Below are 13,242 nucleotides of genomic sequence, written 5' to 3'. Positions count from 1 at the left end.
TCGTCTAATCTCATATGGAATTGACAGTACCTCATTACGATAATCAAATACTGAAAACTGATTGAAAGGAACCCGGCTTTGATAAAGAATATCACGTGCATTTTGACATTCATGACAGCCGGGTATGGTATATAATTGAGCCAATTCAGAATGAAAGAAAGAAGGGGATCTCATGGATAAACTGACACTCCTCTCCCATATAAATTTATTTGATGAACTACCAATGGATGAGCTGAAAAAAATCGATCAGAGCAGTACGATGACACCTGTTAAAAAAGGAACACAGCTGCTGATTCCAGGGCAATCCCTGGATATTTTGTTTATTTTAAAGAAGGGTCAGGTCCGATTGTACCGGATGACCCCAAATGGTAAACAATTCACTACAGATATTCTTGTAGATGGAAATGTTTTTGGTGAAACGGACTCTTTTACGCTGACAGATCAGGAAACTTACGCTGAAGCGATGACGGATTCCTATATTTGCACGATGAATAAAGAGAAATTTGAGCAATTTATCAGATCATCGCCGGATGTTTCACTGAAGTTGATTCAGATTCTTTCTAACCGGTTAAAAGAAACTTATGATCTGAGTGAAAAAATTGCACTGGCGGATGTTCGCTATCGTACCCTCTTTCTATTGTTGAAAATGAGTGAAAAAAGCGGTAAGCGGGAAAAAGAATGGCAATCCATCCAGATGAAGCTGACGCATGAAGACATTGCTACGATGGTTGGATCTTCCCGGGAATCCATTTCACTGCTGATGAGCAGTCTGAAAAAAGAGGGATTTGTTAAAAAGACGATTCGCGGATACGCGATAAAAGCTGATGACATTCAGAAAATCCTAGAAAAAGGCTAATAGGATAGAAGAAAAACCGCTCTGTAGTATAAGAGCGGTTTTTCAATGTTTCAGGCCTTCAGCCATTCAGCCTGCATGTCGACCCCGGCCGCTTTAAGTGTTGTAAAAACAGGGCAGCGTGCATCTGTTTTTTCTTTCAGCTCGTTTATACGATCCTGTGTTTCGTCTGTATGCACGGTGGCTTTAACAGTTACTGTTTCAAAATACGGCTTTACCTCAGGGTCTCCCATCAATCCGCGGGGATCCAATTCAGCTTCTATATTAAATTCAATCTTATCAAGAGAGAAATCCATTTCTTTTGCCACCATATTTGCAATAACATTTTCGCATCCAGCCAATGATGCAAGCATATTTGTCAGCGGATCCGGACCTTCATCCTGTCCACCCATATTCGGTGGCTCATCAATGATAATGAGGTGCTGTCCACTTGTGAGTTCCGTCTTCATATTTTCAGTAAATCCATCTACTTTAAAAGACATTTTGTTCGACACAATTAACATCTCCTTTTCTGTATTACACCTGAATTGTAGCAATCCCGGGTATGACAAAAAGTTAGCTGGCTAACATTGAGCACCTTCAAAAGTAAAAATCGGTTTATTATTCATCTTTTACAGGTATAGGGGTAAAAATACTCATCGGAAGGTGATTGATAGTGAAAAAGTATGACTTGATTGTGATTGGTAGTGGCTCAGCTGGAAGTGTGGCAGCACAGGCATGTAGAAAAGAAGGCTGGAGAGTGGCGGTGGTTGATGCCAGACCATTTGGAGGGACGTGCGCATTGAGAGGTTGTGATCCTAAAAAGGTGCTTGTAGGAGCGGCAGAAATAGTAGACGCTTCTCACAGAATGAAAGGGAAAGGGATTGCGGAGGATCAGGCGATTGACTGGCAGGCGTTAATGACGTTTAAAAAAACTTTTACTGAACCGGTTCCTGATGGAAAAGTCAGAGCATTTAAAGAAGCGGGCATAGACGTTTTCCATGGAGAAGCCGCCTTTGTTTCTGATCACACGATCAATGTGAGTGGAGAACTGCTGGAGGCTGATAAGTTTTTAATTGCATCAGGTGCAGAGCCTGCCGAGCTTCCATTTCAGGGCGCAGAACTGTTAAAGCATAGTGATGATTTTCTGGCGCTAGGGGAATTACCAAAGCGGATCATTTTTATAGGAGGCGGCTATATCTCAATGGAGTTTGCCCACATTGCAGCAAGAGCAGGCTCGGAGGTTCATCTTATTCACAGAAGTGATCAGATATTAAAAGGATTTGATGCGGATCATGTTCAGCTTCTAATGAAACGATCTGAAGAAGTGGGCATTCAGTTTCATTTGAATACAGATGTGACGAGTCTGATGAATCAGGGGGACGTTTATACATTGAAAGGAAATCAGAATGGTAAGGAAATAGAATGGCAGGCAGACATCGTCATTCACGGTGCTGGGAGAACGCCTGCCATTCGTAAACTGAATCTGACTGAAGCAGGTATTTTGGCAGACGAAAAGGGCATTCAGGTAAATGAATTTCTACAAAGTATATCCAACCCTCATGTTTATGCAGCGGGTGATGTGTCAGCCAGCGGAAATCGTCCTCTTACCCCTCTGGCGGGTTTTGAATCAAACATTGTTGCAGAGAACCTGTTAAATGGCAACGTGAAAAAGATGAAACATCCAATTACACCGACGATTGTCTTTACTCTTCCAAAGCTTGCTTCTGTCGGTATGACAGAAGAGGAAGCTAAAGAAAAAGGATATGAAATTAAGGTAAGTGATCTTGATATGAAAGACTGGTACACGTACAGGAAAGCCAATGAAAAAGCGGCGTCAGCAAAGCTGATTATTGACGTGGAAAATGACCGTTTGCTCGGTGCACACTTGATTAGTATGCAGGCAGATGAGCTGATCAATCATTTTACAACAGCTATCCATTTTCAATTGCCGGTATCTGAGTTGAAGCAGGTGATATTTGGATACCCGACTGCTGCATCTGATCTGCAATATATGATTTGACCCTAAAAATTTTATAAGGTGGTGTTCTTTATGATGAGGTTTGGTATGAAGCGGCAAGATGCAAATTACCGGTACGCAAGAATGGTATATGGTGTTTGTTTTAAAGATCAGCACATATTGCTGGTTCGAAACTATAAAGGGGAGTATTTTTTACCGGGCGGGGAGATGGCAGAGCATGATAAGGAAGACCAGTGTCTTTTGAGAGAGTTTGAAATAGAAACGGGATATCAGGCGTTTTTAAATTCGTGTATTGGCCGAGCCGAACACCACTATGATCAGGATGGAGAGAACATTCAGCATGAGGCCTCCTTTTATGCAGTTTCATTAAAGGGAAGAAAAAGGATGACTGATGGTTACGATCTGACATGGATGACAAAGGAAATGGCGAAGGAGAAACTCCTTTTGGAGCATCATAAATGGGCGGTTGAACAGGTGAGTAAGATATAGATGGAAAAACACATCCAAAAAGCAGGAATGATGAGCAGACCCGAAGAATGTAATAGATAGAATAGACAAAGGGAGCTGAATCGAATGACAACCTATACGGTGCTGCTCATTTTCTATCCTGCTGGGTTTTTTATCTTAGGAATCATCATTGGCTCACTGCTTAAATCGAAGATATGGAGTTTGCCGATTGGAGCTTTTCTGGGATATGTGCTGTCAAATGTGGGATTTTTCTTTTTAACAGAGGGAGGGTTTCCCGGCATTGAGCAATGGGATGAGGGAAGTGGACTTTCCGTTTTTCGGGGATTAGGATTTATCGGGTTTTTAACTGTTACCTTTACACCTAACTTCTTCACGATGTTCTATATGGGTCTGCTGCTATGGGGAACGTTACTGATACAAAGGTTGATTCGGGCAATAAAAGCCTCCGGTTATAAAAACAGAGAGGAAGCACGTTCATGAAAAAATTGTTTTATTATAACTGGCAAAAGAGACAGGAATGGTTTGAATGGGCTTTTGAGCTTCCAGAAGAAGACCTGCTGCTGAACCGTACAGGTGGAGTAGGAAATATTCTTGAGACGCTGTTACATATTGTGGTGGTAGAAATCGGTTGGCTGAAGGATTTAAAAGGAGAGCTGTTTGATGATGATCTTACCGGTTATATAACCCTTGAAAAAGTAAAGCATCTGAATGATCAGTATCATCATGAAATCAAAGATTACATAGAAAGCTGGACAACAGATCGTGAAGATCTCCGTATTGACATAGAAGGCGAAACCTTTACTGAAGGAGAAGTGTTGAATCACATCATCGTTCATGAGATTCATCATTCAGGTCAGTTGTCTATCTGGTCAAGAGCGCTCGGGAAGAAGCCGGTAAGGGCAAATTATATACATCGCGGATTAGGAGTATAGCGCATCTGGCAGATCGTTAATCATGATCTGCTATTTTTGGATCAATGAATCTTTTTTGATGAATAATCGACTAATTCATAAAGGGGAGATTCTGATGAATAAATGGACGAAATGGGTCATGGCAGTAGCTTTCATTCTGATCGGCAGTATCTTATTTTTAAAAGGACTTGAGCTTCAGTCACTGGGGACAGATGTTGATGGGTCAGGGATCGGAATTTATCTGGGGATATTTGAGATCAATGACCGTGTAATGGAAAAAGACATTCCTGTCTACGCAAAGTCTTTCTTATCTATTGGCGGACTGTTCAGCATAACGGGAATTTTAGTAGCGGTGACCATTTTAGTTAATATGAGGACCGGCCGTCATGCTTAGTTATGTGAGGTGGATACTCTTCGCTTTTATCAGTTTAATTCTTTTTGGCGTGATCTGTTTAGAGTCTGTTAATCATCCACCTTCTATAACTGTTCATGCGGGTCTTGAAAGTGCCGTCCCGATTAGCGGATCTTATTGCTGGGAGGGTCTCATATCAGCGGAATGTGTGACAGCTGATCCTTCTCTGGGAACTGAGCCTGCAAAAGCATCCTACAGGATGACTGTAGAGCCTGGAGAAGAGATTCATATTAATCAGAAGCAGGCAAACTCTTTTTCGGTTGAACAATTCGCTGAAGATAAAACTTATAAAAGTATGGTGCTTGATTCATCCACTTTTAAAGCGCCTGATCAACCAGGCACCTATCAATACAGGATGGCTGGCTACTGGGAGAAAGGGAGCGCCAGTTATCTCTTCACCATACAGGTTTTGCCATAAAATGTTCAAATGATCTTTATTATGAAACGAGCGGTCTCTTTCACCCGTCTAAAAAGAAAAAGGGTGGTGGCCGCATTGATTTTAAAAGGCGCATTTTTTATTATTACGGCTATTCTGCTGGTATTCGTTCTCGTAATTGGTGTCATGGGAAAGCCACCCTTGCCAACAGTCATGGCTGGCAAATACGAGATTAGTGTTATGCAGGGACCATACTGCTGGAAAAACCTGACGAATGTTGCCTGTGTATCATCGCCTTTGACCTCAATTTACGATATTGGCTTACGATCAGCACCTGTAGAGGTAAAATCTGGGGAGCGGATTTATATTAATGTGAAAGGTGAGAAAATGTTCTCAGTGGACCAGTGGATAAGTAGATATGTAGTGCAGCAGCCGGAATGGAATGGTTCTGATATCATTGCTCCTGATGAACCCGGAATATATATTTATCATATTCATGCTGAATGGGAAGAGGGGAGTGGTGGATTCACCTTTGCGATACGTGTAGTACAGTCTGCCCCCGTTCTAATAACAGGAAAGATTGTTGAATTAGTTAACTGTAAAGGAATAAAAAGGTTTTTGTAGAATGTAATGTTGAGAAGAGTTTAATAGGAGCTCTTCTTTTTATTTGGTTTTAGCAATTTAAAAGGGGGAGAGCTTGTGTTCAGAGTAGGAAGTGTCTTTATTCCAGTTGCAAATCTGGAACAATCATCGAAGTGGTATGAAGAAAATCTTGGTGTGAAAAAGATTGATCAATGGGATGGTGGAGCGGGGTTTTATTTTCCAGAGAGCGATACACAACTGGGGCTTGTTAGTGTTGATTCTCCACAGATATCGGAATTCACAGCTGGACAAGGTCAAAAAAATGGGTATTTTAACTTTGTCGTTGAGGATATTCATGAAGCATACGCATCATTTAATAACAAGGGGATATGTACGTCTGACATTCGAGAGTTCGGAGGGATGAAGTTTTTCGATTTCTTTGATTTGGATGGAAATCCGTTCAGTGTAGTTGATGAAGTGAAAGATTCACCTTTTCACAGAGAAAATGTGAGGAAAATGCAAGTAAAGTAAATAGGATGACTCTGTCTATATCTTAAGTCGATTAGGTAAGGTGGAAAGAAGAATTTGAAAGAAAATGATTTTGATCGTGTTATTTGTTTTGTTACTAGGGGCATTATCATCTTTTTCTATAAATCATTTAGTACAAATAACATAAAAAATGGACAGCCGCTAAATAACAGCGGCTGTCCGTTTTCATATTTACTTTCTTGCATCTAATGTATACAGCCTTTCCATCCCTGTAATGATCGGTAGTGTTTTCGATACGAGTGTACGTGTAACGTCCTGATTCAGCGACCTCTTGTGTGCGTCCTCACTTGTCCACACTTCATATATAAAAACCGCGTCGGGATCTTCATCTGAGGTACTGACGCTGAAGATTTCACATTCTTTTTTCTTTACCATTTCCCTGGAGGCTTCTGTTAGAAGGTTGGCTAATTCTTCTCTCTTTCCTTTTTCAGCAACGATCTTGCCGTACCCACCGTAAAGTGTCATCTAGTTTACCCCTTTTAGTATCATCATACACTTTTTACCAATGAGTGAAAACAGTAAAATTGATAAGTTTTTGTTAAAAAATCAGGAGATTCGATCATAAAAATCATAAAGCAGTAGTCAATCGAATGCAATATATTATCAGAATTTTCCCAACATAATAGTTTTGTAAATCCAGATAGTTCGGGAAAACAGTTACATTTAAAGGGATTTATACCCCTTCACCCTATTCCAAACGCGCTAAATTTCCCGATAAACAACAGACTTAACCTCTGTTAGGATGATACTAATCACAAAATATTTTGACAAAAGGAGTCGGGGAAATGAAGAAATCAAGAAGTATTGTAATGAGTTTATTATTGGCTGCAAGTTTGGCAGCGCCAGCGGGGGCAAGCGCAGCACAGGACGTTCAGGTAAGCAATAGTGAGAAATTCCGTGTCTACGTAGAAGTAACAGGAGGTTCTGCTCAGCAAACAAAGGCAGCACTTCAAAAACAATATGACTCACGCTGGGAATTAAGCGCGAATGGTTTTTCAACCGACATGAACGCGGCACAATTTAATGCCCTTCAAAACAATAAAAATCTTACATTAACAAAAGTCGAAGAAGTTCAACTTGATACTTATAGAAATAAAGAAAATGTAACGGCAGCATTTTCAGCACCTGCTGACCAGACACCTTGGGGGATTCAGGCAATCTATAACGATGCAAATGTAGCTTCAACTTCAGGTGGATCAGGAATCAATGTAGCCGTTCTGGATACTGGTGTATTCACAGGGCACCATGACCTTGCAGGAACTGTCGAACAGTGTAAGGATTTCACACAGGCAACGCCGCTTGTTAACGGATCTTGTAACGACGTAGACGGTCACGGAACACACGTAGCAGGTTCAGTACTTGCGGATGGTGGCAGTGACGGCACAGGTGTTTATGGCGTAGCGCCGGATGCTGATCTATGGGCATATAAGGTCCTCGGTGATGATGGCTCAGGTTACTCGGACGATATCGCTGCAGCCATCCGCCATACTGCTGATCAGGCAGTGGCAACTGGAACGAAAACAGTGATCAACATGTCTCTTGGATCGTCTGTGAAAAACAGCCTGATTGCAGATGCAGTTGACTATGCATATGGTAAAGGTGTTTTAGTTGTAGCAGCTGCCGGTAACTCAGGATTCCGCGTAGGATCAATTGGTTATCCGGGTGGACTGCAAAATGCAATTGCGGTAGCAGCGCTTGAAAACCGCTTTGAAAATGGCACGTATCGTGTAGCGGACTTTTCATCACGCGGTGTTCGTGGAGGAGACGGTGACTATGTAATCCAGGAAGGAGACGTTGAAATCTCGGCTCCTGGTGCAGCAATCTTCTCAACGTGGCCAAATGGTGGTTATAACACAATCAGTGGTACATCAATGGCATCACCACACGTTGCAGGACTTGCAGCAAAAGTATGGGCTGAAAACCCTGGGTTCTCAAACGTTCAACTTCGTACAGAGCTTCAAAACCGTGCAAAAGCGAATGACATCCTCGGCGGACGCAGTGCAGCTGTTGGCGATGATTTAGCATCAGGATTCGGATTTGCAAAAGTAAACTAAATAATGGACAGGCCTGGGGTGAAAACTCCGGGCTTTTTGACGTTTTACGGATTAAATACCATCGGAAATTTCATGTAGTTCTGGTTAAAGTTCATAGTAATGTATTTAGTTCATGCGGTTTTAAAGAGGTTCCCATCAATCATTGCTTTGGTTCGTTCAATACTCCGGTCACTTCGTTAGGTTTTGATAAATGTACCGTTTAACAAACAAAAACCGGAAAACACACGTTTCCGGTCTGATCTGACAATCGTATTCAACTTTCCAGTGTATATAGCCGTTCCATCTTCGCAATGACCGGCCGTGCCTGCTGTATCATCTTTTGTGTAATATCCAGTTGAAGAGATGCCTGATGAGCAGCTTCATTTTCCCAAACCTCGTACACAAAAACAGCATCCGGCTCTTTTTCAGTAAAACTCACACTGTATATCTCACACTCTTCAAGCTTCACCATTTCCTCAGAAGCCTTTTTTAAAATCTTTAATAACTGGTGCCGCTGCCCCTGTATGGCAGTCAGCTTTCCGAATAAGACAAATTGATTCATTTTCGTCACCTCATTACTGTCAGAATAACAAAGCCAATCGCGGATTCAGTTCCTGCTCCTTTAAAACAATGATAATATGCTCCAATCTTTTCATTTAATAATAAGAAAATCAATCATGATTATGCTTCTTTAACAACAGAGCACTCCCGATCGATCATCTTCTCTTTGTACATAAAATAATCAGCCTGATGAAGAATTTCATCGATTCCACTTCCGTTTGAAGGGAATCCTGCATGGCCAATAGATGTCCGGAGTTCAATCAGTCTTCCGGCGACCGGGCGTTCACGTTCAATCGTTATCCTGATCTTTTCTTTAGCGGACTTAATCTGTTCAGGTGTACTGATATCATGCAGGACTATAACAAATTCATCACCGCCAAGGCGTGCAGCAAAATCCTCTTCACCCAGCGTTTCCTGGATTGCATCGGCCATCATGATAAGTACCCGGTCTCCGAATCCATGCCCGAATGTGTCATTGATCTGCTTAAAGCCATTTAAATCCAGCAGAAAAAGTGTGAATGGTGTTTTGGAGGAAAGCGACTGATCAATTTTTGAATGTAAAAATTCGTTTAAATACTTCCGGTTTGGAAGACCGGTCAAATAATCGTGACTCGCAATCCTCATCATCCGCTGGTGAGCGCGATAGTTAACGGCCAGGCTGAGTCCGTAAGTCCAGCCAATAATCCACAGTATAATGACCATGAATAAGTAGGTGTTATAAACGTGATCAACGCCATTGTTAAAAACACCCTGACTGGCTAAAATCATTCTTCCTATAAAAAAAGCGCCAATAATCGTAAAGACTATTGATGAAAGTCCATAAATTTTGCGCTCAATACCACTGGTCCGCCAGATTAAAACATATGCTGACGAGAAGAAAATAATAAGAGCAAGTGAATCATGAAACAGGTAACGAACTGTCGTGTTGTCTTTATTAATAAAAGCAATCGTCACTGCGTACAAAATAACAGTAACCAAGATTACGACTCTCCATTTTTCCTTGCCGTAGTTACGGAATCTCATAATACCTTCAAGTATCAGCATGGGAGCGGTAATAGATGCCACGTTGTTAATGACGATCGCATAAGCTCCGATTGTCGGCATGATCAACATGATCATAAATCCAAGACCTCCGATGATGGCTCCCCATGCCCAAAAACCAAGCCCTCTCTCATCAGAGTTCATTCTCCATGTAATTGTCATCACCACTGCTGAAACAAGAGCCAGCATGCTGATGACAAGTGCCAGGGTAATCGTATCAAGGCTGACCATAAGTATCACACCTTTATCGTAAATTTTTACAAATAACCTTACTCTTATTATAACTTAAATAGTATAAAAGTTATAGGTTAAATATACTATATATATGGGAAAAAATAAAAAACCGGTGTGCTCCGGTTTTTTATTTTGGATAAGGCTGTATCATTCTATTCTCGCAGGTTACTTTTTTGATAAACAATATCGCCTCGTTGAATGGTCATGGCTACTTGATAGCGTTCATCCAGCACGACCAAATCAGCATCTTTTCCTGTTTCGATGCTCCCTTTGTGATGAAAAATTCCCAGCTGTTTCGCTGCGTTTTGCGACGTTATTTTAATCAACTCTTCCTCTGAGGGTTCAACGAGTGCCATGATATGCTGGACTGCTTTTTCCATTGTCAAAACACTTCCGGCTAGTGTTCCATCCTCAAGTCGTGCTTGCATTCCCTGAACCTCGATCGGATTCCCGCCAAGTTCGTATCGACCATCCGTCAATCCCTTTGCCCGCATTGAATCGGTTATCAGAATCAGTCCGTCCGCTCCTTTTTGTAACCAGGCTAAACGAACAGCCTCCGGGTGAGAGTGGATCAGGTCCACAATCAGCTCTGCTTTCAATTCAGGATGAAGAAGGGCGGCTCCGGTTACACCCGGATCCCGGTGATGAAAAGCGCTCATCTGATTATACAGGTGTGTGACCTGTGAAGCGCCTGCTTCAAGCGCATCCAGTGCTTGATTGTAGGTAGCATTGGAGTGACCGATTGACATCACAAGTTTATGAGAATATTTACTGAAAAACGACAGTCCACCAGCAATCTCAGGAGCAGCCGTGACGACTTTGATCGAGTGATCCGACACTTCAAGAAGGTGATCGAACCAGCTTTCATCCGGCTCTGACATGAGTTCAGGATCCTGTGCGCCTGCTTTCTCGCGTGATAAAAAGGGTCCTTCTAAATGAACACCGAGAAGTGACGCGCCAGAGATTTGCTGCTTCATAAAAGTCCCGGCATTCCTTACAGCATCGCGTATTGCTTCCTTACTTTGCGTCATCGTCGTAGCGAGAAAGCCTGTTACACCTTCCTTTAACAAACCATCAGCTATCGTCTGAAGCGTCTCCGGAGTTGCGTCCATGACATCCGCTCCAAAAGCACCATGGATGTGTGGATCAATAAAGCCAGGAAGAAGGTGGTATCCATCAGGCAAACGCAGCATCTCGCCATCCCAATCATCCTCGCTGAAACTAACCTTGGAAATCATTCCACTTTCAATCTGAATAAACCAATCTTTCTTATTTTTCTTAGTCTGGATCATGAATGGTCGAGTCATGGGAAGCTCCTTGTTTTTATTTTATTCATCTGAATTAACTACTATAAAAACCATACAGACTTACAGATAAGTTAACTGAGGAAATGGGATAAAGAATGACCTTTTGAACTCATCACGCATAAACTAAGCTCATCACGCCTGAAGGGATTGAGTTTAATATGTATAGCCAGAATTATATGTATCAGGTTCCCTACCCGTCAAACAGTATGAACACAGGTTCTTTTTATCAGCATCAGCCATCACCTATTCCAAACCCGCCACTCTCTGACCAGGGCCCAAACCCATTCACCATAAACATCACACAGGCTACGCTCCAAAATACGGCTTTCCGTCGGACCTTATGGACAGGAACTCATCTTCAGGTAACGCTGATGTGTCTGAACCCGGGTGAGGATATCGGGCTTGAGATGCACCCTGACGTGGATCAGTTTCTGCGAATAGAGCAGGGACAGGGAATGGTGATGATGGGGAAATCAAAAGATCAGCTGCCTTTCAGGAGAATGGTGATGGACGACAGTGCGATCCTGATTCCAGCCGGAACATGGCATAACCTTGTCAATACTGGGACCATTCCACTGAAGCTGTATTCCATCTATGCGCCACCGAATCATCCACCGGGAACGGTTCATCAGACGAAAGCAGACGCAGAAGCTGCTCACCACCACAAGCAGGATTCTGTTTTCGGCAAAACGCCTGATGAGTGGGTCATGCACACGTCCTATCTTGTAGAAGAGGGGCTTGAGGATGTAAAAAGAGGCGTGAATGCCCTGCATATCCTTCAGGAATTTATCCTCATGGGTGTATTAGTCGGAAAAGGATATACGCCTGAGGATGCTTATAAAACAGTGGAGGATTGGGAGCGGACTGGAAAGTCGAAGCTGCTTCAGCAAAGCAAGAAGATGTGAAAACCACCGTGTGCCAGCGCACACGGTGGTTTTTTCTACATAAGCAATATCAAACTTGATGCCATTACAATCATACCGGCAACCATTCCGTACATTCCGTGGTGCGCCTTTCCGTATTCACGTGCAGCTGGAAGGAGGCCGTCGAGTGAAATAAAGACCATGATGCCTCCAACTGCGGCAAAAACAAGTCCAAGAATTGTATCATTTAAAAACGGCATTAAGATCAAGAACCCAATCAGTGCGCCGGCAGGTTCTGCAAGGCCTGACAGAAACGATAGCCTGAATGCTTTTCGTTTAGAACCTGTTGCGTAATAGATAGGAACAGATACGGCGATCCCCTCCGGAATATTGTGAAGCGCTACAGCTATCGCAATGGCAAGGCCAATGGCCGGATCATCCATCGCTGAAATAAAGGTGGCCAACCCTTCAGGAAAGTTATGGATGCCGATGGCAAGCGCCATAAAGACACCCATTTTTTTCAGTCTGTTTGTTGCTTTGTGAGAAAGACCTGTTTTTTGAACGTCCGCATTTGCTACAGCCGATTCTGCTGCCGCGCTCCCAGTCGCAGACCCCGTTTCAACATACTTACTTTCATGTGGATTTCCCGCCGTAGGAATGAGCTTATCGATCAGCCCGATCAATAGCATTCCGGCAAAAAAAGCAATGACTGTATAAAGTGTTCCGGATTGCTCTCCATGAACAGCGACGAGCTCATCCAGTGCTTTTGGGAAAATCTCAACAAAGGAGACATAAATCATCACCCCAGCTGAAAATCCGAGTGCTACAGATAAAAAGGCTGTATTGGTCCGCTTGGCAAACAGGGCAAGCAAACTTCCGACCCCGGTAGCTAATCCGGCAAAAAGCGTTAACAGAAAAGCATATAAGATCGCATTATCCATGGTCATTCTCCTTTAGATTAAAATAATTCTAATGATACTATATCATATTTTTGACCTAAGGCAACTTTTTTGTTTGTGTGTAATAAACATGTTTAGGTTAAACACTTGTGCCTGTAGAAAAAGATCTGTGAATTCATGATATTCAGGATGT

General features: G+C 42.5%; 17 protein-coding genes. 11 read left to right on the top strand and 6 right to left on the bottom strand.

Annotated elements, in window-relative coordinates:
• Nucleotides 1-172: 172 nt before the first annotated feature.
• Nucleotides 173-856 (top strand): Crp/Fnr family transcriptional regulator, encoded by a 684-nt coding sequence (locus H7968_RS02515; RefSeq protein ID WP_227394666.1) that lies wholly within the window; start codon nucleotides 173-175, stop codon nucleotides 854-856.
• Nucleotides 857-906: 50 nt separating this feature from the next.
• Here H7968_RS02515 and H7968_RS02510 read toward each other — a convergent pair whose 3' ends face one another.
• Nucleotides 907-1,347: an OsmC family protein gene (locus tag H7968_RS02510; RefSeq protein WP_227394665.1), complete on the bottom strand. Its 441-nt coding sequence runs from the start codon at nucleotides 1,345-1,347 to the stop codon at nucleotides 907-909.
• 158 nt (nucleotides 1,348-1,505) lie between these two features.
• On the opposite strand from H7968_RS02510, the gene H7968_RS02505 reads away from it, so the two are divergent.
• The 8 genes from H7968_RS02505 to H7968_RS02470 all read left to right on the top strand — a co-directional run bounded on the left by H7968_RS02505 (nucleotide 1,506) and on the right by H7968_RS02470 (nucleotide 6,093).
• Nucleotides 1,506-2,855 (top strand): dihydrolipoyl dehydrogenase family protein, encoded by a 1,350-nt coding sequence (locus H7968_RS02505; RefSeq protein WP_227395072.1) that lies wholly within the window; start codon nucleotides 1,506-1,508, stop codon nucleotides 2,853-2,855.
• A gap of 45 nt (nucleotides 2,856-2,900) precedes the next feature.
• Complete coding sequence (locus tag H7968_RS02500; RefSeq protein WP_227394664.1) at nucleotides 2,901-3,302, top strand: NUDIX domain-containing protein; 402 nt, start codon at nucleotides 2,901-2,903, stop codon at nucleotides 3,300-3,302.
• 84 nt (nucleotides 3,303-3,386) lie between these two features.
• Nucleotides 3,387-3,761: a hypothetical protein gene (locus H7968_RS02495; RefSeq protein WP_227394663.1), complete on the top strand. Its 375-nt coding sequence runs from the start codon at nucleotides 3,387-3,389 to the stop codon at nucleotides 3,759-3,761.
• Nucleotides 3,758-4,213, top strand: a complete 456-nt coding sequence (locus H7968_RS02490) for a DinB family protein (RefSeq protein WP_227394662.1) — start codon at nucleotides 3,758-3,760, stop codon at nucleotides 4,211-4,213. The genes H7968_RS02495 and H7968_RS02490 overlap by 4 nt, the downstream gene beginning before the upstream one ends.
• Nucleotides 4,214-4,307: 94 nt before the next feature.
• The gene (locus H7968_RS02485; protein ID WP_227394661.1) at nucleotides 4,308-4,586 is read left to right on the top strand and encodes a hypothetical protein; all 279 of its coding nucleotides are present in this window, start codon (nucleotides 4,308-4,310) and stop codon (nucleotides 4,584-4,586) included.
• Entirely contained in the window at nucleotides 4,579-5,022 is a 444-nt protein-coding gene (locus H7968_RS02480; RefSeq protein ID WP_227394660.1) for a hypothetical protein, read from the top strand. Before H7968_RS02485 ends, H7968_RS02480 begins: the two co-directional genes overlap by 8 nt.
• 75 nt (nucleotides 5,023-5,097) lie before the next feature.
• A complete protein-coding gene (locus H7968_RS02475; RefSeq protein WP_227394659.1) occupies nucleotides 5,098-5,604 on the top strand; it encodes a hypothetical protein in 507 nt (168 codons plus the stop codon).
• 75 nt (nucleotides 5,605-5,679) lie between these two features.
• The gene (locus tag H7968_RS02470; protein WP_227394658.1) at nucleotides 5,680-6,093 is read left to right on the top strand and encodes a VOC family protein; all 414 of its coding nucleotides are present in this window, start codon (nucleotides 5,680-5,682) and stop codon (nucleotides 6,091-6,093) included.
• Nucleotides 6,094-6,282: 189 nt separating this feature from the next.
• Here H7968_RS02470 and H7968_RS02465 read toward each other — a convergent pair whose 3' ends face one another.
• Nucleotides 6,283-6,576, bottom strand: a complete 294-nt coding sequence (locus H7968_RS02465) for a putative quinol monooxygenase (RefSeq protein WP_227394657.1) — start codon at nucleotides 6,574-6,576, stop codon at nucleotides 6,283-6,285.
• Between the two features lie 320 nt (nucleotides 6,577-6,896).
• Between H7968_RS02465 and H7968_RS02460 the strand changes: the two genes are divergently transcribed.
• Nucleotides 6,897-8,165 (top strand): S8 family serine peptidase, encoded by a 1,269-nt coding sequence (locus tag H7968_RS02460; RefSeq protein WP_227394656.1) that lies wholly within the window; start codon nucleotides 6,897-6,899, stop codon nucleotides 8,163-8,165.
• A gap of 253 nt (nucleotides 8,166-8,418) precedes the next feature.
• On the opposite strand, the gene H7968_RS02455 is transcribed toward H7968_RS02460, so the two are convergent.
• From H7968_RS02455 to nagA, 3 genes are all read right to left on the bottom strand, one after another.
• Entirely contained in the window at nucleotides 8,419-8,706 is a 288-nt protein-coding gene (locus tag H7968_RS02455; protein WP_227394655.1) for a putative quinol monooxygenase, read from the bottom strand.
• A 119-nt stretch (nucleotides 8,707-8,825) separates the two neighbouring features.
• The gene (locus H7968_RS02450; RefSeq protein WP_227394654.1) at nucleotides 8,826-9,977 is read right to left on the bottom strand and encodes a GGDEF domain-containing protein; all 1,152 of its coding nucleotides are present in this window, start codon (nucleotides 9,975-9,977) and stop codon (nucleotides 8,826-8,828) included.
• Between the two features lie 155 nt (nucleotides 9,978-10,132).
• Nucleotides 10,133-11,287, bottom strand: coding sequence for an N-acetylglucosamine-6-phosphate deacetylase (gene nagA, locus H7968_RS02445; protein ID WP_227394653.1), 1,155 nt, complete (start codon nucleotides 11,285-11,287; stop codon nucleotides 10,133-10,135).
• Between the two features lie 158 nt (nucleotides 11,288-11,445).
• Here nagA and H7968_RS02440 point away from each other — a divergent pair, with 158 nt between their 5' ends.
• Entirely contained in the window at nucleotides 11,446-12,192 is a 747-nt protein-coding gene (locus H7968_RS02440) for a cupin domain-containing protein (RefSeq protein ID WP_227394652.1), read from the top strand.
• Nucleotides 12,193-12,227: 35 nt separating this feature from the next.
• On the opposite strand, the gene zupT is transcribed toward H7968_RS02440, so the two are convergent.
• On the bottom strand, nucleotides 12,228-13,091 hold the full coding sequence (gene zupT / locus H7968_RS02435) for a zinc transporter ZupT (RefSeq protein WP_227394651.1): 864 nt from the start codon (nucleotides 13,089-13,091) through the stop codon (nucleotides 12,228-12,230).
• Between the last annotated feature and the right edge of the window lie 151 nt (nucleotides 13,092-13,242).

The sequence above is a fragment of the Jeotgalibacillus aurantiacus genome (genome assembly GCF_020595125.1).
Classification (GTDB): domain Bacteria; phylum Bacillota; class Bacilli; order Bacillales; family Jeotgalibacillaceae; genus Jeotgalibacillus; species Jeotgalibacillus aurantiacus.
Note: the sequence above shows the minus strand (reverse complement) of the source record. Positions and strands in the feature narration are given on the sequence as shown.